The following is a 19,694-nucleotide window of genomic DNA, read 5'->3' as shown; positions in this document are numbered from 1 at the left end:
CGGGCCGTACGGGCACGTTCACGGGCACTCACGGCCGTTGTCAGGGCCGCCTGAGCGCGTCGGCGGCGTCGGCGCCGCCCGCCAGCTCGGTCTCCAGCAGCTGCTTGCCGAGGAGTTCCGGATCGGGCAGGTCCATCGGGTACTCGCCGTCGAAGCAGGCGCGGCAGAGGTTCGGCTTGGCGATGGTGGTCGCCTCGATCATGCCGTCGATGGAGATGTACGAGAGGGAGTCGGCGCCCAGTGACGTGCCGATCTCCTCGATCGACATGCCGTTGGCGATCAGCTCCGCGCGCGTGGCGAAGTCGATGCCGAAGAAGCAGGGCCACTTCACCGGCGGGGACGAGATCCGGATGTGGACCTCGGCGGCGCCGGCCTCGCGCAGCATCTTGACCAGGGCGCGCTGGGTGTTGCCGCGGACGATCGAGTCGTCGACGACCACCAGGCGCTTGCCCCTGATGACCTCTTTAAGAGGATTGAGCTTCAGGCGGATGCCGAGTTGGCGGATGGTCTGTGAGGGCTGGATGAAGGTCCGGCCCACGTACGCGTTCTTCACCAGGCCCGAGCCGTACGGGATGCCGCTCTCCTCCGCGTAACCGATCGCGGCGGGGGTGCCGGACTCCGGTGTCGCTATGACGAGGTCGGCGTCGGCGGGCGCTTCCTTGGCGAGTTTCCGCCCCATCTCCACGCGGGAGAGGTAGACGTTCCGGCCGGCGATGTCGGTGTCGGGGCGGGCCAGATACACGTACTCGAAGACACAGCCCTTGGGCTTCGCTTCAGCGAATCGCGAGGTACGGAGACCGTTCTCGTCGATGGCGATCATCTCGCCGGGCTCGATCTCCCGTACGTAGGAGGCGCCGCAGATGTCGAGGGCGGCGCTCTCGGAGGCCACCACCCAGCCGCGCTCCAGCCGGCCGAGGACCAGTGGGCGGATGCCCTGCGGGTCACGGGCGGCGTACAGGGTGTGCTCGTCCATGAAGACGAGCGAGAAGGCGCCCTTGGCGGCGCGCAGGACCTGCGGTGCGGCCTGTTCGACGGTGAGGGGCTTGCCGTCGTCGTCCGTCTGTCCGGCGAGGAGCGCCGTGATCAGGTCGGTGTCGTTGGTCGCGGCGACGCGGGTCGAGCGCCCGTTCTCCTTGGGGAGGTCGGCGACCAGTCCGGCCAGCTCGGCCGTGTTGACCAGATTGCCGTTGTGGCCGAGCGCGATGGAGCCGTGAGCGGTGGCTCTGAAGGTCGGCTGCGCGTTCTCCCACACCGAGGCTCCGGTGGTGGAGTAGCGGGCGTGACCCACGGCGATATGGCCTTGGAGGGAGCCGAGGGAAGTTTCGTCGAAGACCTGTGAGACAAGGCCCATGTCCTTGAAGACAAGGATCTGGGAGCCGTTGCTCACTGCGATGCCCGCGGACTCCTGTCCGCGGTGTTGCAGTGCATACAGTCCGAAGTAGGTGAGCTTGGCGACCTCTTCACCGGGGGCCCAGACACCGAAGACGCCGCAAGCGTCCTGAGGGCCCTTCTCGCCGGGGAGGAGGTCGTGGCTGAGTCGTCCATCACCACGAGGCACGCCACCGAGTGTAGGCGAGATCGACCGCTGGTCCGAATGCGGTACGGAAGTGGGCCGCGCGGTGGACGGTGAAGTGGGCCGGCGGCGTGTCGCCACCGGCCCACTCGGGGAGGTCCCCGTTCACCAGGGAAAACCGGGCGGGTACTACTTCGCGGGGGTGCCCGCGGCGGCGGTGAAGCCTTCGCCGTCGGCCGCCTTGATGGTCAGTTCACGGTGGTGCAGCTCATACGTCACCTTCCCGTCGAGCATCTTCCTGAGCTCGTACTCCAGGGACATTCCCGGCTCCGGGCACAGCTTCTTGGTGGCCCTGAGCATTCCGAAGGTGATCGTGGAGTCCGTGACCTTCGCGGGCGCCGAGAAGCCGTTGCAGCCCAGATTGCCGCTCACGGTGCCGTCCTCGGCGAAGGTGAGCGTCGCCTTGCCGGTCTCGCCCTTCTTGTCCTGGGGCAGCGAGCTGACCGTCCCGCCGGAGACGACTCCGCTCACGGCCCAGCCGGTGCCCACCAGCGGCGCCGGCTTCTCGGCGGTCAGGGCGATGGAGTCGCCGTCGGCGCCGGTGAGGGTGAGTTTCTTGTCCTCGACCTTGGCCTTCAGCTTGCCCGCGAAGGCGCCGCCGAGGGCCTTCTCGAAGGCCGCCAGCTCGTCCGGGCAGCCGATCAGCGTCGTCTCCTTCTCACCGACAGTGATCGTGTCGCCGTCGATGGTGACCTGTGCGCCGATGGAGTTGCACCCCGTCTGCGCGCTGGCCTTGCCCTTGGAGTCGATCTCCACCGACGCCCCGGCGGGCGCCGCGGTCTTCTTGCCGTCGACGCTGAGGCTCTCGATGCTCCAGCGCACGTCGGTCAGGGGCAGATCGGTCCGCACCGCGCTGCCGGCCTCGGCCGCCCCGTCGGACTCTCTGCCGGTCTCGGTGCCGCAGCCGGCGAGGGCGAGGAGGGTCAGGGTCGTGAGGGCGGTGACGGTGGTCACTGACTGTTTCCGCATACCGGTGTGACGAGGCACACCCGGGTCCGGTTCCGTGCGATTGCCGGGCGGCGGTACGGGGGCGGCGGCCGGTCAGCTCATGACCGGCAGCAGTGCGGCAAGATCCGCGCGTTCGCCGCTGGCGCTGACCTGGGCCGATGCCAGCGCCTGTGCCCAGGTCGTACGGCCCGTGGCGAGCCGCAGCCAGGTGACCGGATCCGTCTCGACGACGTTCGGCGGGGTGCCGCGCGTGTGCCGGGGTCCCTCCACGCACTGCACGACGGCGTACGGCGGGATCCGCACCTCCGTCGAGGCTCCCGGTGCCTTCGCCGCGAGCGCGTCGGCGAGCAGCCGCGTGCAGGCGGCGAGCGCCTGCCGGTCGAAGGGGATGTCGAGCCCGGTCGCGCGGTGCAGGTCGTCGGTGTGGACGACGAGTTCCACGGTGCGGGTGACCAGGAAGTCCCCGAGGCGCATGGCTCCGACCCGGATGGCGATCAGCCGGTCGGCCGGTGCGTCCGACAGCAGCGCGTCGATCCGGTCGGCCGTGCGCGCGAACAGCTCGGCGGGCTCGGCGGAGGCCGCGTACGCCTTGACGTCGTCGGAGATCGGGGCGGCGTACGCGGCCGTCGCGAACGCCCACTCGGGCAGGCCCACCTCGACGGCGGGCGGCGCGGGCTGCTCCAGGGCGCGGCTGACGCTCTCGACGCCGAAGCACAGGTGCGCGGCCAGCTCGCGTACGGTCCAGTCGCCGAGGCCGGCGGGCAGGGCGAGCTGTTCGGGGGTGAGGGCGAGGACCGCCGCGCGCACGTGCGCGAACTGGGTGAGGACGGCGGTACGGGTCTTGTCGTAGTCGTAACCGCGTGGTTTGCGCTTCATGGCCGGTGGCATGTCCGGGAGGCTAATCGAGTCGCTCGGCGGGGGTGACCTCGGGCTCCGGGGTGAACGACTCCCCGTTGGCCGGGACGCCGACGCCGCGCCAGGTGAAGGGGATGCCGCGCGCGGTGTCCAGGTCGGGGCCGTCCATCAGCTGGAAGTGGACGTGCGACTCGGTGGAGTTGCCGGTGTTGCCGCAGGCGGCGATCCGCTGCCCCGCCCGCACCCGGTCGCCGGCGGCGACGGTCACCGAGCCCTGCTTGAGGTGCGCGTACATGGCGTACGTGCCGTCACCGAGGTCCAGGACTACGTGGTTGCCGACGATCCACGAGGGGCCCGCCGATTCCCGCAGCGGTGACTCGATCAGCATCATCCAGGCGAGCGCGGGCAGCGAGGTGCGGGTCAGATGGTCGCGGCGCCCGTTCAGTACCCGGACGACGGTCGCGTCGGCCACGGCCAGTACGGGGGCGCCGAAGGCCGGGTAGTGGCTGTTGCCGCGTACGAGCGGCCACAGCATCGCGAACGGCGGGCGGGGGTCGGGGTCCGGGGCGGCCAGGATGTCGATGGCGTACGTCTGGCCGTAGCTGTGGATGCCGTGGCTGGGCACCTTGGTCGCCGGGCTGTTGAGCGCGGTCCAGCGCCCGGACACCGGGGCCCCTGTCTCCACGGGGGTGCGGGCGGTGGTCCCCTTCAGCGCGGCGGCGGTGCGGCGGCCCTGGATCAGGAGCACGGCAAGGACGAAGACGGCCGGGGGGAAGAGCAGCCACAGCGGCGGATCCCAGCCGGCGAAGATCATGCCCAGGACCAGGACGATGACGAGCAGCAGACAGCAGCGGGCCAGGATCGCGGTCAGTTTCCGTATGGACATGGTGCGGGTCACCTCGGGTCGTCTGCGGTGGGGGGCTGCGGTGGGGTCTGCGGTGGGCTTCAGTTCCGGGCGGCGGAGAGCATCACCAGCAGCGGTACGACGCGGGCGGCCGGTACCTCGTAACGCCCCCGCCCTGTCGTCTGGAGCCAGCCCGCGCCGGTCAGTTGGCGCAGGTGGTGGTAGATCTGGCCGGTGGTGCCTATGTCGTCCAGGGCGGTCAGTTCGGCGGCGGTGCGCAGACCGCCGAGGATCTCGCGCAGCAGCCGCAGCCGTACGGCGTGCCCGAGCGCCGCGAAGCAGTCGACGGTCACCGACCAGTCGGCGTCGAGCAGTTGGCCGGTCAGCTCGGTGAACTGCCACCGGTAGTGCTGCTCGGTCGGCAGCCGTACCGAGCCCGTGTACGTCACCCCGCCGTCGGGCGCCTCCAGCTCGGCGAGTTGTTCCTCAAGTTCCCGGAGCGGTCGCAAGGCGTCGTCCGCCGTGATCCCCGGCCGCTCCCCTCGCGGCGGCCGGGCCGGGCTCTCCACACGCTCCAGCGCGGCGAGCCGGCGTTCCAGCTCGGCGACACGTTCCTCAAGCTCCATGCCAAGAAGTTACGTAATTACGTAATCGAGCGCAACCCGGATCGCGTCCGGACACGACGAAGCCCCCGACCGGTTCGGGAAGAACCGGTCGGGGGCCGTGTCGTGCGCTCAGACCAGCAGGGCCTCGATCGTGCCCTCGTGCGCGGCCCGCAGCTCGCTCAGCGGGATGCTGAACTCGCCCTGGACCTCGATCTCTTCGCCGTCCACCACACCGATCCGCGTCGCGGGCAGCCCACGCGCCCCGCACATGTCGGTGAAGCGCAGCTCCTCGCTGCGCGGCACGGCCACGACCGCGCGCCCGGCCGACTCGCTGAACAGGAAGGTGAAGGCGTCGCCCGTGGCGGAGCCGCTGATCGACAACGTGTCCGGCACGACCAGCCGCGCGCCCTTGCCGCCCCGCAGGCACGACTCGGTGACGGCCTGGATCAGACCGCCGTCGCTCAGGTCGTGCGCCGCGTCGATCATGCCGTCGCGGGATCCCGAGATCAGGATCTCGCCGAGCAGCTTCTCCCGGTCCAGGTCCACCGCCGGCGGCAGCCCGCCCAGATGGTCGTGGATCACCTGCGACCACGCCGACCCGCCGAACTCCTCGCGGGTCTCGCCCAGCAGATAGAGGAGCCGGCCCTCTTCCGCGAAGGCGATCGGCGTACGGCGCGTGACGTCGTCGATCACACCGAGCACGGCCACGACCGGCGTCGGGTGGATCGCCGTCTCACCGGTCTGGTTGTAGAGCGAGACGTTGCCGCCGGTCACCGGCGTGCCCAACTGGAGGCAGCCGTCGGCGAGTCCGCGCGTGGCCTCGGCGAACTGCCACATGACGGCCGGGTCCTCGGGCGAGCCGAAGTTCAGGCAGTCCGAGATGGCGAGCGGCTTGGCGCCGGACGCGGCGACGTTGCGGTACGCCTCCGCCAGCGCGAGCTGCGCGCCCGTGTACGGGTCGAGCTTGGCGAACCGGCCGTTGCCGTCCGTCGCCATCGCCACACCGAGGTTGGTCGACTCGTCGATCCGGACCATGCCCGCGTCCTCGGGCTGCGCGAGCACCGTGTTGCCCTGGACGAAGCGGTCGTACTGATCGGTGATCCACGCCTTCGACGCCTGGTTCGGCGAGCCGACGAGCCTGAGCACCTGCTCCCGCAGCTCCGCCGGACTCGCGGGCCGGGCAAGCTTGTTGGCGTCGTCGGCCTGGAGCGCGTCCTGCCAGTCGGGACGGGCGTACGGCCGGTGGTAGACCGGGCCGTCGTGCGCCACGGAGCGCGGCGGTACGTCCACGATCTGCTCGCCGTGCCAGAAGATCTCCAGCCGGGTGCCCTCGGTGACCTCACCGATGACGGTCGCGATGACGTCCCACTTCTCGCAGATCTCCATGAACCGGTCGACCTTGTCGGGCTCGACGACCGCGCACATGCGTTCCTGCGACTCGCTCATGAGGATTTCCTCGGGCGAGAGCGACGAGTCGCGCAGCGGTACGGTGTCCAGCTCGACCCGCATCCCGCCGGATCCGGCCGACGCCAGCTCGCTCGTCGCGCAGGACAGACCGGCGCCGCCGAGGTCCTGGATACCGGCGACCAGCTTCTCGGCGAAGATCTCCAGGGTGCACTCGATGAGGAGCTTCTCCTGGAACGGGTCGCCCACCTGGACGGCCGGGCGCTTGGTCGGCTTGGCGTCGTCGAAGGTCTCGGAGGCCAGCACCGAGACGCCGCCGATACCGTCGCCGCCGGTCCTGGCGCCGTACAGGATCACCTTGTTGCCGGGGCCCGACGCCTGCGCGAGGTGGATGTCCTCGTGCTTCATGACGCCGATGCAGCCCGCGTTGACCAGCGGATTGCCCTGGTAGCAGGGGTCGAAGACGACCTCGCCGCCGATGTTGGGCAGGCCCAGGCAGTTGCCGTAGCCGCCGATGCCGGCGACGACACCGGGCAGCACCCGGCGGGTGTCGGGGTGGTCGGCCGCGCCGAAGCGCAGCGGGTCCACGACGGCGACCGGGCGGGCGCCCATCGCGAGGATGTCGCGGACGATGCCGCCGACGCCGGTGGCCGCGCCCTGGTAGGGCTCGATGTACGAGGGGTGGTTGTGCGACTCGACCTTGAAGGTGACCGCGTACCCCTGGCCGACGTCCACGACGCCCGCGTTCTCACCGATGCCGACGAGCATCGCGTCGTTGGCGGGGACCTTGTCGCCGAACTGCTTGAGGTGCACCTTGCTGCTCTTGTACGAGCAGTGCTCGGACCACATGACGGAGTACATGGCCAGCTCGGCGCCGGTCGGCCGGCGCTCCAGGATCTCGCGGATCCGCAGGTACTCGTCCTCCTTGAGGCCGAGTTCCTTCCAGGGCTGGTCGACGTCAGGGGTCCCCGCCGCGTGCTTGACGGTGTCCAGGTTCTTGATCGTCATCAGGCGCTTACCAGCTTCTTCAGGATCGAGGTGAAGAATCCGAGCCCGTCGGTACGGCCCGTACCGATCAGCGGTTCCACGGCGTGCTCGGGGTGCGGCATCAGACCCACGACATTTCCCGCCGCGTTGGTGATGCCCGCGATGTCGCGCAGCGAGCCGTTCGGATTGCCGTCCAGGTAACGGAAGGCGACCCGGCCCTCGGCCTCCAGCTCGTCCAGCACGCTCTCGGCGGCCACGTACCGGCCGTCGATGTTCTTCAGCGGTACGGAGATCTCCTGGCCCGCGTCGTAGTCGGCGGTCCACGCCGTCCCGGCGTTCTCCACCCGCAGCTTCTGGTCGCGGCAGATGAAGTGCAGATGGTTGTTGCGCAGCATCGCGCCCGGCAGCAGATGCGTTTCGGTGAGGATCTGGAAGCCGTTGCAGATCCCCAGGACGGGCATGCCGCCCTTCGCCTGCTCGATGACCGTCTCCATCACCGGCGAGAATCGGGAAATGGCGCCGGCGCGCAGATAGTCGCCGTAGCTGAATCCACCCGCCAGGACGACGGCGTCGACCTGCTTGATGTCCTTGTCACGGTGCCAGAGGGAGACGGGCTCGGCTCCGGCGATGCGGACAGCGCGAAGGCTGTCGCGGTCGTCGAGTGTGCCGGGGAAAGTGACGACTCCGATACGAGTGGTCACGACTCCACCTTTACGACGAAGTCCTCGATGACGGTGTTGGCGAGGAACGTCTCGGCCATCTCATGGATGCGGGCGAGGGCGGCCTCGTCGACCGGGCCCTGCACCTCCAGCTCGAAACGCTTTCCCTGGCGGACGTCCGCGATCCCGTCGAAACCCAGCCGGGGCAGTGCGCGCTGCACTGCTTGTCCTTGCGGGTCGAGGATCTCCGGCTTGAGCATGACGTCGACTACGACGCGTGCCACTGGCACTCCCGGTGGTGTGGTGCGGCTGTGTGCAGCTGTCTGCGGCTGTGTGGTTCTGACCGGGGAATCCCCGACCCCCCGAGTGCCTTCAGCGTACCCGTACACAAAATCTACGCGAGTAGATATCCCCACAGTGCCGGACTCTCCACCGATCTCCGTCGATATCGCACCGTGAGACCACACGGAAAAATCCCGGAAAAAACTCGCCCTCACCATTGCCGTCTGACACGCTGATGCAATTGGCTGGGCTTCACAATGCGATGCGGTTCGCTGTACAAAGGAATAGAGCGGCAAGTCGCATTGCCCCTAAACAGCCGGAAGGCCGGTATCGCCGCACGTCAGCCATGTTTCAGAAGCATGCGTCCGACGAGGCGGCTGCCGCACGAAAGGACCGATATCCGTGGCGCAGCGCGTAGTGGTCACGCTCTCCGACGACATCAGCGGCGGAGAAGCGGCGGAAACGGTCTCGTTCGGCCTCGACGGGAAGTCGTACGAGATCGACCTCAATCCCGCCAATGCCAAGAAACTGCGCAAGGCCCTGGCCCCCTACCTGGAGGCGGGCCGGCGGCAGACCCACGCCGGAAAGAACCGGAAGTCGTACCGGCACACGGCCCTCGCGCCCGACCCGGCGGCCGTGCGCGCGTGGGCGCTCTCGCACCGGATGGAGGTGCCGGCCCGCGGCCGGATCCCCAAGCGGGTCTACGAGGCGTTCCGCGAGGCCAGTTGAGGTCAGTTGAGGGACCGTCCGGTCAGGAGCCGGCCGGCCGGGCTCGCCGGGTATCGGAGTTGCACAGCACCCCCAGCCATCGGCTAGAGTCTGGAGCACGCCGAAGGGCAAGGCCGAAAAGCCGAACCTGAAGCAGCGTGCGGGTGTAGTTCAGTAGTAGAACGCCCCCTTTCCAAGGGGGAGGCGCAGTGTGCGATTCCTGTCACCCGCTCTGCATCACATCGAAGGACTGTTGTTTGATGAACGATGCACTGCGGACGTAGCTCAGTTGGTAGAGCGCAACCTTGCCAAGGTTGAGGTCGCCAGTTCGAACCTGGTCGTCCGCTCCGTACCGAAGGCCCCGGTCACTTGTGACCGGGGCCTTCGTCGTGTCCGCCCGCCCGCTTCCGGGCCCCGATGACATTTGTCATGAGCAGTGGTGACAGCGCGCACTGCTCCCTGGCCCCGTCCGGCGGAAGTCTTGAAGGCATGACACGAACTCTGCGAGACCACGGCGCGGGTGCCACGGATGTGGACAGGAACGTCATCGAGGTGGAGCGGCTGCGGCGCACCTACTCGGGCGGATTCCAGGCGGTGAACGAGATCTCGTTCACCGTCGGGGAGGGCGAGCTGTTCGCCCTGCTCGGTACGAACGGCGCGGGCAAGACCTCCACCGTCGAGATGCTGGAGGGCCTGGCCCGCCCCAGCGGCGGCACGGTACGGGTGCTGGGCCACGACCCGTACACCGAGCGGGCCGAGGTACGGCCCCGGACCGGGGTGATGCTCCAGGAGGGCGGCTTCCCCAGCGACCTGACGGTCAAGGAGACCGTACGGATGTGGTCGGGCTGCACCAGCGGCGCGCGGCCCACCGGTGAGGCGCTGGACCTCGTGGGCATGGGCAAGCGCGCCGACGTACGGGTCAAGCAACTGTCCGGCGGTGAGAAGCGGCGGCTGGATCTGGCGCTCGCCCTGCTCGGCCGGCCCGAGGTGCTGTTCCTCGACGAGCCGACGACAGGTCTGGACGCCGAGGGCCGGCGGGACACCTGGGACCTGGTGCGGGAGCTGCGTGACGGCGGCACCACCGTCCTGCTGACCACGCACTACCTGGAGGAGGCCGAGGGTCTCGCGGACCGGCTGGCGATCATGCATGGAGGCCGCATCGTGGTGTCGGGAACGCCGTCGGAGGTGACAGCGACCAGGCCTGCCCGGATCCGGTTCAGGCTGCCCACGGGGATGGAGCCCGGACAGCTGCCGCTCACGCTGATGGCGGCCGCGGACGGCAGGCAGATCGAGATCCGCACCCAGCACCTTCAGCGGGACCTCGCCGAACTGCTGCGCTGGGCCGAGGAGTTCGGCGTACATCTGGACAAGCTCGATGCCCGGTCGGCCTCGCTCGAAGAGGCGTTCCTGGACATCGCCGCCCAGCGCACGGGGGCCACTGTCCCCGGCGCGGGCACCAACACGGGAGGGGCGTTCGCGGCATGAGCACGGCAATCACACAGACGGTGGAGGAGTCCACCGAGGGCCCGACGACGACCAGGGCCGGACGGCTGGGCGCGCTCGGGCGGGCCGAGATGACGCTGCTCATACGCAACAGGACCATGCTCTTCACGGCCCTGTTCATGCCGCTCCTGCTGATCGCGTCGGCGAAGTCCTTTCTGCAGAACGTCGACCTCGACGGCACCGGGCTGAGCATCATGGAGATCGCCATGACGGGCGGCATCGGCATGGTGCTGCTCCTGGTGGTGTACATGAACCTCACCTCCGCCTACACCGCCCGGCGCGAGGAACTGGTGCTCAAGCGGCTCCGTACGGGCGAGGCCTCCGACGCGGAGATCCTGGCCGGGACCGCGCTGCCGGCCGCCTCGCTGGCGGTCGCGCAGTGTGTCGTGCTGATCGTCGCGGGGATCGCGCTCCTGGACATCAGCGCCCCGCAGCGGCCCGAGCTGCTGGTCCTCGGTGTGCTGGTGGGCATCGGGCTCATGGCGACGCTGGCCGCCGCGTCGGCGGCGTTCACCCGTACCGTGGAGAGCGCCCAGATCACCATCCTGCCGATGCTCCTGATCTCGTCGCTGGGATCGGGCCTGTTCACACCGCTGGAGACGCTGCCCGACAAGATCGCCTCGTTCTGCGAGCTGCTGCCGATGACCGGCGTCGTGACCCTCGTACGGGCCGGCTGGCTGGGCGGCGCCTCGGGCGGCGATCTGGCCATGGCGGGACTGAATGCCCTGGCCTGGCTCGTACTGTCGGTGTTTGCTGTGAAGCTGTGGTTCCGCTGGGAGCCGCGGCGCTGACCGCGACGGGCAGGGCACGGGGCAGGGCAGGGCACGACTCGGGCGAGAGCGCAGGAGGGACGGCATCGTGAGGATGGGCAGGGCGAAGGTCGCGTGGTCCGGAAAGAGCAACCCGGCCAAGGTCGAGATCTACACCCGCTGGTCCTTCCACCTCTTCGCGGTGGCCGAGATCGGGGTCATCGGGCTGATGGCCGGCGTGCGCACCGACTCCCCGATCGGCGGCTGGCTCCTGCTGCTGATCTGCGTGCACGCGATCGTGATCGCGACCACCAGTTCGTACGCCCTGTCCTGGGCGCTCGGCAGGCGCGCCAAGCCGGTCCGGCTGCTCGGCGCCACGGTCGTGGTCACCGCCGCCGGCTGCGTCGCCGCCGTCGCCCTGCTGCCCTCGGACCCCGAGAAGGTGGACGTCGCCCAGACGGTCTCCTCCGTACTGGTCACCTTCGCCGGTTTCGGGGTCGCCGCGCTGGTCATCGGTGTCCGCCGGGTGCGGAGCATGCTGCTGATCGCGCTGGCCACCGCGGTGTTCGTGGCGCTGACCGGCCTGGTGCTCGGGGTGCCGCTCCGTGGGATCTTCGGCGCGGTGCTCGGGGTGGTGATCGCGACGCTGGCCCTCGCATTCACCAGCGGATTCTCGGTCTGGCTGGTCAGGTCCGTGTGGGAGCTGGACAGCGCCCGTGAACTCCAGGCGCGGCTCGCCGTCGCCGAGGAGCGGCTGCGGTTCGGCCGGGACATGCACGACGTGATGGGCCGCAATCTCGCGGTGATCGCGCTCAAGAGCGAGCTGGCCGAGCAGTTGGCCCGGCGCGGCGGCACCGAGCAGGCCGCCGCGCAGATGGCCGAGGTGCAGCGGATCGCGCAGGAGTCGCAGCGGGAGGTGCGGGCGGTCGTGCGGGGGTACCGGGAGGTGGACCTGCCCACCGAACTGGAAGGCGCGCGGGGTGTGTTGAAGGCTGCCGGGATCAAGTTCCGGCTGGATCTGACGGGGGCGGGCGCGGGCGTGGAGACGGGCAGCGAGGACGCCGCCGTGGGGCTGGCCCCCGAGGTGCAGTCGGCCCTCGGGTGGGTGGTGCGGGAGGCCGCCACGAACGTGCTGCGGCACGGGGACGCGCGGCAGTGCACGGTGCGGCTGACGGTACGGGAGGGGCACGACGCGGTGCTGGTCGTCGAGAACGACGGGCTGCCCGAACAGGGCGCCCTGGCCCGGGCGGGCGCGGCGGGCACACCCCGGACCGCGGGCGCCGGGCTGGCCGGGCTGCGCGAGCGGCTGGACACGCTGGGCGGCACGCTCGACGCGGGTCCGGTGGCCGGTGGGCACTTCCGGCTCACGGCCCGGGTGCCGCTGCCGGCGGAGCCGCCCGTACCGGCCGCGCAGGTCATGTCCCCGGAGACGGTGGCGCAGGGGTCCGCGGTGCAGCCGGCTGTGGCGCAGGGGTCCGTGAGCGACGAGGTGAGCGCGTGAGCGACGTACAAGATCCGGCGGCGTCGGCCGCTCCGGCCACTCCGGCCGCCCCCGTACGGGTCCTTCTCGCCGACGACGAGCATCTGATCCGGGGCGCGCTCGCCGCGCTCCTCGGTCTCGAGGAGGATCTGACCGTCGTCGCCGAGGCCGCGTCCGGTCCCGAGGCGCTGGCGATGGCCCTGGCGCACCGCCCCGACGTCGCCGTGCTCGATCTCCAGATGCCGGGCGCCGACGGTGTGAAGGTCGCCACATCCATCCGCAGCGAACTGCCCGGCTGCCGGACCATGATCGTCACCAGCCACGGCCGGCCCGGCCATCTCAAACGGGCCCTCGCGGCGGGGGTGCGCGGCTTCGTACCGAAGACCGTCAGCGCCCGGCAGCTCGCCGAGATCATCCGTACCGTGCACGCCGGAAACCGGCACGTGGACCCCGAGTTGGCCGCCGACGCGATCTCGGCCGGGGACTCGCCGCTGACCGCGCGCGAGGCCGAGGTGCTGGAGCTGGCCGCCGACGGGGCGCCGATCGCGGACATCGCGGCGTGGGCCTCGCTGTCGCAGGGCACCGTGCGGAACTATCTGTCGTCGGCCGCGTCCAAACTGGGGGCTTCGAGCCGGCATACGGCGGTGCGTCTCGCCCGGGAGCGAGGTTGGGTATAGTGGGCTGCGCGCCACGGCGCACGCGGACGTAGCTCAGTTGGTAGAGCGCAACCTTGCCAAGGTTGAGGTCGCCAGTTCGAACCTGGTCGTCCGCTCAGCACAAGAACCCCCGGCCGGATCACCGGCCGGGGGTTCTTCGCTGTTCGCGGCCGGTGGCTACCAGCGCGTACCGGTGAGGAGTTCGTACGCCTCCAGGTACTTGGCGCGCGTCGCGTCCACGACCTCGGCCGGCAGCTCGGGCGGCGGCTGCTCGCTCGCGCGGTCCCAGCCGGACGCGGGCGAGGTCAGCCAGTCGCGTACGTACTGCTTGTCGTACGACGGCTGGGCGTGGCCCGGCTCCCAGCTCGCCGCCGGCCAGAAGCGCGAGGAGTCCGGGGTCAGCACCTCGTCGGCGAGCACCAGTTGATCATCGGCGTCGAAGCCGAACTCGAACTTCGTGTCGGCGAGGATGATGCCGCGGTCGCGGGCGATGTCGCGGGCGCGGCCGTAGACGTCGAGCGTCGTACGGCGCAGCAGCGCGGCGCACTCCGCGCCGACCTGGCGGGCGACCTCCTCGTACGACACGTTCTCGTCGTGGTCGCCGACCGCGGCCTTCGTGGCGGGCGTGAAGATCGGCCCCGGCAGCTCGGAGCCGTCGACCAGGCCCTCGGGGAGGGCGAGTCCGCAGACGGTGCGGGTCTGCTCGTACTCGGCGAGGCCGGAGCCGGTGAGATAGCCGCGGGCCACGCACTCGACGGGAGCCATCCGCAGCGACCGGCAGATCAGGGTGCGGCCGGCCCAGTGGGCGGGGGCGCCGTCCGGGAGGTCGGTGGAGATGACGTGGTTGGGCGCCAGATCGGTGAGCTTGTCGAACCACCAGAGGGAGAGCTGCGTCAACACCCGCCCCTTGTCGGGGATTTCGGTGGGCAGCACCCAGTCGTAGGCGGAGATGCGGTCGCTGGCGACCATCACGAGATCGCCCGCCTCGTTCCGGTACAGGTCGCGCACCTTGCCGGTGTGCAGATGCACCAGGCCCGGGACCTGAAGGGGCTCGGGCTTTTCTACGAATCCGGACACGGTTCCTCGTTCCTCGCCGTGGGTGCTTTGCACAGCCGATTCTCCCGTACGGGGGTCGCCGGACGCGCGTGGGGGCACGGGGGTGCCGCGTCAGTCGCGCTTGCAGATGCGGTCGAGGAGATTCGCCGTCGCGCGCTGGACGCGCGGGTCGACATGGCCGGGCCGGTCCAGCGCGGGCGACCAGGCGAAGGTGCCGGAGGCGAAGACGAGGGCGCCGGAGGGGGCGCGGTAGAGCGAAGTCTCCTGGTGGCGAAGGGTGTTGCCGGCGTCCCGGTACGGCGAGTGGGCCAGCAGCATCCGTTCGTCGTGCTCGGGCAGCGCCGTACGCGGGAAGTAGCGGTCGGCCTCGCCGGCGACCAGGCCGGGCAGCTCGTCGCCCTCGAAGGCGCCGGTGGCGTCCCAGAACCAGTGCTCCGCGTTCCGTACGACCATCGGGTGCGGCTCGGGGACCCGGCCCACGTACTGGATCCCGAGCAGCTGCTGCTCCGGTCTGTCGACCTCCCGCCAGAGGGCCGGGCGGCCGGGGCCGTGGCGCTTGCGGCAGGTCAGGAGGCGGTCGGGGACGCCGGAGGGGGACGGGCCCAGCTCGACCTGCCAGTACATGGTGTTGGCGGAGAGGAAGACGAGCGAGGTGCCGTGCTCGCGCGCCTGCTCGACGGTGCGGCGCATGGGCACCGACCAGTACTCGTCGTGGCCGGGGAAGACCAGGCCCCGGTAGCGGGTCGGGTCGATCAGGCCCGCGTGCAGATCGCGGGCGTCCGCGTACGCGATGTCGTAGCCGTAGCGCTCGGCCCAGCGGATGAAGTCGTAGGCGTGGCCGACGTGGATGGGCAGGCCGGCGCCCGCGTACGGGCGGTCGAAGGAGACGGTGATCGCCGCGTCCTCCTCGCCGAGGAGCCGGCCCCGCTCGTCCCAGGCGTGGTAGAGGCTGGCGCCGAGATGGCCGTCCTCCGGGTAGAGGTTGTACGCCTGCCAGGTGATGTCGGGGAGCAGGAGGAGCAGGTCGGCGGGGTGGGTGTCGCGGACCGTGAAGGGGATGTGGGAGCGGTAGCCGTCGGTGGTGGTGAGGACGGCGACGTACGCGCCGAGCGACCAGTACGACGGGATCTGGAGGCGCCAGGAGAGCCACCAGTGGTGGCAGGAGACCGTGCGCTCGGCGGCGAGCGGGGCGGACTGGACGATGCCCGAGAGCCGGGGGCTGGTGGTGATCTTGCGGGCGCCCTCGCCGCCGTAGTGCCCGATCCGGTAGACGTCCACGGAGAACGGCTGGGGCGGATCGACGGTGATGTGGAAGTCGATCGACTCGCCGGGCGCGGCGGCGCCGGCCGAGGCGAAGCCCTTGATCTGGCGGTGGACGTCGTCGGCGGTGTGGGGGCCGCCGCGGTCGCGCCCGAGTGTCGGGTCCGCGTACCAGGGGACGAGATGGCCCGTGTCGTCGAAGTAGTTCTCGCTGCCGCGCAGCCAGGGCACCGGTCCCTGGCCGAAGGGATCGGAGACGGCGTGGGCGAGCGCGCCCGACTCCCACCGTCGGATGTGATCGGCGCACATTGGCGCGCCCCTCCCTGGAAACCCGTGCAGGTGTTGGCGGTTGACCGACTGCCGGTGGGCGGGCCGCCGTTGGCGGCGGGCCGTGTCAGCGTCGGCCTCCAGCACATCACATAACGCACGCGCTCCGTCACCGTTCGTCGCGAATGGAGGCGAACGGAAGTGGAGAGAAGCGGAGGGAACGGGGCGGAACACCCGGCTCCGGATGGGTGGTTGGGTGAGGAGCGGGGCCGGAGGCCGGGTGCTGGAGAGCGCGTCGGGCCGCGTCTGCCGGGGGTTGGTGAGCTGTTCGGCGGACATCTGGCGGACATTGGGCGGACATCCGGCGGGTGACGCGGGTGCCGCGGCGCGTCGTGGGTCCGGCTCCCGGCGTGGCGCCCGGCGGGGTCGGCCGTGACCGACCTCACACCAGCCGGACCGGCTTCTCCGGCCGTACGCCCGTCGAGGCGAGCCACATCCGCAGCGGCTCCCCGTCGCCGTCCTCCACCAGGCTCAGCACGCCGCCCGCCAGGTCCGTACGGCGCTTGCCGTCCATCAGGAGGGCCGGGCCGTCGAGCCAGTCGAGGCCGGGGACCGCGCCCGCCGTGTCAACGGCGGCGCAGCAGACCATCGCCGTGACGTGGTCGGCCAGCAGCTCACGGCCGGTACGGGGCGGCATGAGCGGGAACAGGGGCAGCGGGTCCGTCCCGCGCAGGGCGAGGGCGTCTCCTGAGGTGTCGAGGGTCGCGGGAGCGGTCGCGTCGGCCGCTGTGGACGGGGACGTGCTGGAGCCCGGCGTGCCGGACGGGGACGTGCTGGAGGCGGCGGACGCGGGTGGCGGCGTCTCGGCCTCCTCGCGGGCCACCTCGGCGCTGATCCCGGCGGCGAGACGGTCGCCCGCCTCCTCGCCCTGCCCGGCGAGATGGGCCATGACCCGGTCCAGCGTCGGTCCGGGCACGGCGCCGTCCGCCGGGTCGCCCGGCGGCCGGTCGCCCGGCCGCGCGGAGCGCCGTACGCCCATGTCGTCCAGGACGCGGTGCAGCCTGGCCGCTTCCGTACGCCACTTACGGTCGACGACCTCTTCCGGATACTGCTGCCAGTCGACCGGGGACCAGTCGGGGCCCGAGACGGCCGGGCCGCCGTGGAAGAGGCGCGCGGCCAGCAGGGACGCGGCCTCGTCGACGGCGCCGGGCTCTTCGAGCAGATCGCAGGCGGGGCGCTCGCCCAGCCGGGAGGTGAAGCCCTCGGCCAGCCGGTCGCGCCGGGACAGCTCGGTGAGCGCCGACACGACCCCCACGTCGAGCCGGGACGGCCAGCGGCCCATCCGCCAGGCCGGCAGGGCGACGCGGGTCAGCAGCCGGTCCCAGCCCGCGTAGGCGAGGCCGACCTGCTCCTGGGCGACGATCCGCAGGCCGTAGTCCACCCCCTGGGCGCGCTCGGACGCGGCGGACGCGACCCCGCGCTCCATCAGGGCGGCGTGCTCGGCGCAGGCGCGCAGCATCAGACGGGCGATCCGGCCGACGAGGCCGAGTGCGGCCCGGCGTATCAGCCCGAGGTCCCGGCGGCCCGCCAGGGCCACGGCCGCGTCCAGCCCCCGGACGAAGCGGCGGGCGGCGGCTATGTCGGGGTGCGCCGCCGGTCCCGTACCGGCCACGACCGGGGCCAGCACGGCGCGCAGCTCGGCGACGCGCATCCACCACAGGAAGGGGGATCCGATGACGAGGACGGGGGCGGCGCTTGCGGCGCCCAGGGTGCGCGGGGCGTCGGCGCGGGCGTGCGCGGGGTGCGTACGGTCTTCCAGCCAGCTGTCGCAGTCCGGTGTCAGCGCTATGGACGAGGGCGCCGGCACATTCAGCCGGTCGGCCAGATCACGGACCAGGCGATACAGATCGGGGGCGGAGCGCTCGGCGATCTCCACGGTGGGACTGAGGGCGGGTCTGGCCCTGGTGATCACGGCGGCCACGGCGGCCGCGCACAGCAGCACGGCCACGGCGACCCCGGTCACGGCCCACCGCGCGGCGTCCCAACTCCCGCCGGTGAGACGGCCCGTGGCACCCCCCACGAGCAGGACGGCTGCCGCCGCGGCGGGCAGCAGCGCGACGGCCGCCGCTCTGCTGCGCACGCGCAGCACAGCGAGAGCCCGGGCCCTGGCGCCCTGAGCGCCGATCTCTTCACCCACACCGGAATCGGACACGTCCGGATCTCACCCCCTCTGCCAGCACTGCGGCGGATTTGCTCACTCCCCCACTGTGGCACCCGCCACTGACATCGCAATGCCGGTGGGCCAAGTGCCCGAACGCTTGCGCCGCACCATAGTTGGGGCCTCGGCGAGGGTCATCCGGATGGGTTAACCGTCACTCGATGGAATGGCTTTGGTCAAAGGTGCTGGCGGTGCGGATGTTTGGGGGTGTGGCTTCCGTGACGGAGAGGGACTGAGAGGGATGGGGGTGCGGACGCGGTACCGGCTCAGGCCTCGGGGGCCTCGGCGGCCCGGCGGGCGATGTCCGTACGGTGCTGGGAACCATCCAGCCGGATGCGCCCCACGGCGGCGTACGCCCGCTCCCGGGCCTGTGCGAGATCCTTGCCGGTCGCCGTCACGGACAGCACCCGGCCGCCGGCGCTGAGGACCGTACCGCCGTCGTCGGCCAGCCGGGTCCCGGCGTGCAGGACGTACGCGTCGGGCGCATCCTGCGCGACGACGTCGGCCAGGCCCTCGATCGGGTCGCCGGTACGGGGCGTGTCGGGGTAGTTGTGCGAGGCGACGACGACCGTGACCGCCGCGTCGTCGCGCCACACCAGCTCCGGCAGGTCGGCCAGCCGGCCCTCGGCGGCGGCCAGCAGGACACCGGCGAGCGGGGTCCTCAGCCGGGCCAGGACCACCTGTGTCTCGGGGTCGCCGAAACGGGCGTTGAACTCGATGACCCGCACGCCCCTGCCGGTGATCGCCAGTCCCGCGTACAGCAGCCCGGAGAAGGGCGTGCCACGGCGGCGCAGCTCGTCGACGGTGGGCTGGAGGACCGTGTCGAGGACCTCGTCGACCAGCTTCGGGTCGGCCCACGGGAGCGGGGAGTACGCGCCCATGCCACCGGTGTTGGGGCCCTCGTCGCCGTCGAGCGCGCGCTTGAAGTCCTGGGCGGGGCGCAGCGGGAGCACCGTACGGCCGTCGGTGATCGCGAAGAGGGAGACTTCGGGGCCGTCGAGGAACTCCTCGATGACGACACGGCCGCAGGCGAGCGCGTGCGCGCGGGCGGCGGCGAGGTCGTCGGTCACGACGACGCCCTTGCCGGCGGCGAGACCGTCGTCCTTGACGACGAAGGGGGCGCCGAAGGCGTCGAGTGCCTTGTCGATCTCCTCGGGGGTGGTGCAGACGTAGCTGCGCCCGGTGGGAACGCTCGCGGCGGCCATCACGTCCTTGGCGAAGGCCTTGGAACCCTCCAGCCGGGCCGCCTCGGCGGACGGGCCGAAGCAGGCGATGCCGGCGTCGCGTACGGCGTCGGCGACCCCGGCGACGAGGGGCGCCTCGGGCCCGACGACGACGAGCCGCGCCTCCAGCTCGGTGGCCAGCCGGGCGACGGCCGCACCGTCCAGGGCGTCGACCGGGTGCAGCTGGGCGACTTCGGCGATACCGGCGTTACCGGGTGCGCAGTGCAGAGCGGTGACGTCGGGATCGAGGGACAGAGAGCGGCACAGGGCGTGTTCGCGGGCACCGCCGCCGATGACAAGGACCTTCACGGGGGCAGCCTAGCGGGCCGGGCCCGGTGACCGGCCTGGCGTCCGGGGGGCGGGACCTAGGGCCTGTCGTTTGGATCAGGCCGGATCAGTGAGCGGGGTCTGGTGCCG

The 19,694-nt window shown here is 71.2% G+C and carries 17 protein-coding genes and 3 tRNA genes; 8 read left to right on the top strand and 12 right to left on the bottom strand.

Annotated elements, in window-relative coordinates:
• Positions 1 to 40: 40 nt before the first annotated feature.
• From purF to purS, 8 genes are all read right to left on the bottom strand, one after another.
• Positions 41 to 1,558, bottom strand: coding sequence for an amidophosphoribosyltransferase (purF, locus tag BHU15_RS33735; RefSeq protein WP_069630603.1), 1,518 nt, complete (start codon positions 1,556 to 1,558; stop codon positions 41 to 43).
• Positions 1,559 to 1,702: 144 nt separating this feature from the next.
• On the bottom strand, positions 1,703 to 2,527 hold the full coding sequence (locus tag BHU15_RS33730) for an META domain-containing protein (RefSeq protein ID WP_348538525.1): 825 nt from the start codon (positions 2,525 to 2,527) through the stop codon (positions 1,703 to 1,705).
• Positions 2,528 to 2,614: 87 nt separating this feature from the next.
• On the bottom strand, positions 2,615 to 3,409 hold the full coding sequence (locus tag BHU15_RS33725) for a maleylpyruvate isomerase family mycothiol-dependent enzyme (protein ID WP_069630601.1): 795 nt from the start codon (positions 3,407 to 3,409) through the stop codon (positions 2,615 to 2,617).
• 10 nt (positions 3,410 to 3,419) lie between these two features.
• A complete protein-coding gene (locus BHU15_RS33720; protein ID WP_069630604.1) occupies positions 3,420 to 4,262 on the bottom strand; it encodes a M23 family metallopeptidase in 843 nt (280 codons plus the stop codon).
• Between the two features lie 59 nt (positions 4,263 to 4,321).
• Positions 4,322 to 4,846 (bottom strand): ArsR/SmtB family transcription factor, encoded by a 525-nt coding sequence (locus BHU15_RS33715; protein ID WP_069630600.1) that lies wholly within the window; start codon positions 4,844 to 4,846, stop codon positions 4,322 to 4,324.
• Between the two features lie 108 nt (positions 4,847 to 4,954).
• A complete protein-coding gene (gene purL, locus BHU15_RS33710; RefSeq protein ID WP_069630599.1) occupies positions 4,955 to 7,237 on the bottom strand; it encodes a phosphoribosylformylglycinamidine synthase subunit PurL in 2,283 nt (760 codons plus the stop codon).
• Positions 7,237 to 7,917 carry a phosphoribosylformylglycinamidine synthase subunit PurQ gene (gene purQ, locus BHU15_RS33705; protein ID WP_069630598.1) on the bottom strand — a complete coding sequence of 227 codons (681 nt, stop codon included), beginning with the start codon at positions 7,915 to 7,917 and terminating at the stop codon, positions 7,237 to 7,239. The genes purL and purQ overlap by 1 nt, the downstream gene beginning before the upstream one ends.
• A complete protein-coding gene (purS, locus tag BHU15_RS33700; RefSeq protein WP_031230836.1) occupies positions 7,914 to 8,159 on the bottom strand; it encodes a phosphoribosylformylglycinamidine synthase subunit PurS in 246 nt (81 codons plus the stop codon). The genes purQ and purS overlap by 4 nt, the downstream gene beginning before the upstream one ends.
• A 400-nt stretch (positions 8,160 to 8,559) precedes the next feature.
• On the opposite strand from purS, the gene BHU15_RS33695 reads away from it, so the two are divergent.
• The 8 genes from BHU15_RS33695 to BHU15_RS33660 all read left to right on the top strand — a co-directional run bounded on the left by BHU15_RS33695 (position 8,560) and on the right by BHU15_RS33660 (position 13,369).
• Positions 8,560 to 8,886 (top strand): histone-like nucleoid-structuring protein Lsr2, encoded by a 327-nt coding sequence (locus tag BHU15_RS33695; protein ID WP_171908496.1) that lies wholly within the window; start codon positions 8,560 to 8,562, stop codon positions 8,884 to 8,886.
• A 139-nt stretch (positions 8,887 to 9,025) separates the two neighbouring features.
• Positions 9,026 to 9,097 (top strand) — tRNA-Gly (locus tag BHU15_RS33690).
• Positions 9,098 to 9,139: 42 nt separating this feature from the next.
• Positions 9,140 to 9,212 (top strand) — tRNA-Gly (locus BHU15_RS33685).
• Between the two features lie 142 nt (positions 9,213 to 9,354).
• Positions 9,355 to 10,350: an ABC transporter ATP-binding protein gene (locus BHU15_RS33680; RefSeq protein ID WP_069630596.1), complete on the top strand. Its 996-nt coding sequence runs from the start codon at positions 9,355 to 9,357 to the stop codon at positions 10,348 to 10,350.
• A complete protein-coding gene (locus tag BHU15_RS33675) occupies positions 10,347 to 11,159 on the top strand; it encodes an ABC transporter permease (protein ID WP_069630595.1) in 813 nt (270 codons plus the stop codon). Before BHU15_RS33680 ends, BHU15_RS33675 begins: the two co-directional genes overlap by 4 nt.
• A 73-nt stretch (positions 11,160 to 11,232) precedes the next feature.
• Positions 11,233 to 12,618 (top strand): sensor histidine kinase, encoded by a 1,386-nt coding sequence (locus tag BHU15_RS33670; protein ID WP_069630594.1) that lies wholly within the window; start codon positions 11,233 to 11,235, stop codon positions 12,616 to 12,618.
• Entirely contained in the window at positions 12,615 to 13,274 is a 660-nt protein-coding gene (locus tag BHU15_RS33665; RefSeq protein ID WP_069630593.1) for a response regulator transcription factor, read from the top strand. Before BHU15_RS33670 ends, BHU15_RS33665 begins: the two co-directional genes overlap by 4 nt.
• Positions 13,275 to 13,296: 22 nt before the next feature.
• Positions 13,297 to 13,369: transfer RNA gene (locus tag BHU15_RS33660), tRNA-Gly, on the top strand.
• A gap of 61 nt (positions 13,370 to 13,430) precedes the next feature.
• Here the strand turns inward: BHU15_RS33660 and BHU15_RS33655 are convergent.
• The 4 genes from BHU15_RS33655 to purD form a co-directional block, all read right to left on the bottom strand.
• On the bottom strand, positions 13,431 to 14,330 hold the full coding sequence (locus tag BHU15_RS33655; protein WP_069630592.1) for a phosphoribosylaminoimidazolesuccinocarboxamide synthase: 900 nt from the start codon (positions 14,328 to 14,330) through the stop codon (positions 13,431 to 13,433).
• A 90-nt stretch (positions 14,331 to 14,420) separates the two neighbouring features.
• Positions 14,421 to 15,878: a N,N-dimethylformamidase beta subunit family domain-containing protein gene (locus tag BHU15_RS33650; RefSeq protein WP_069630591.1), complete on the bottom strand. Its 1,458-nt coding sequence runs from the start codon at positions 15,876 to 15,878 to the stop codon at positions 14,421 to 14,423.
• 400 nt (positions 15,879 to 16,278) lie between these two features.
• Positions 16,279 to 18,048: a M48 family metalloprotease gene (locus tag BHU15_RS33645; protein WP_069630590.1), complete on the bottom strand. Its 1,770-nt coding sequence runs from the start codon at positions 18,046 to 18,048 to the stop codon at positions 16,279 to 16,281.
• Between the two features lie 272 nt (positions 18,049 to 18,320).
• Complete coding sequence (purD, locus tag BHU15_RS33640; protein WP_069630589.1) at positions 18,321 to 19,586, bottom strand: phosphoribosylamine--glycine ligase; 1,266 nt, start codon at positions 19,584 to 19,586, stop codon at positions 18,321 to 18,323.
• Positions 19,587 to 19,694: the final 108 nt, after the last annotated feature.

Origin of the sequence: Streptomyces niveus (assembly GCF_001723055.1) — a bacterium.
Taxonomy (GTDB): domain Bacteria; phylum Actinomycetota; class Actinomycetes; order Streptomycetales; family Streptomycetaceae; genus Streptomyces; species Streptomyces niveus.
This window is presented reverse-complemented; position numbering and strand designations above follow the sequence as displayed.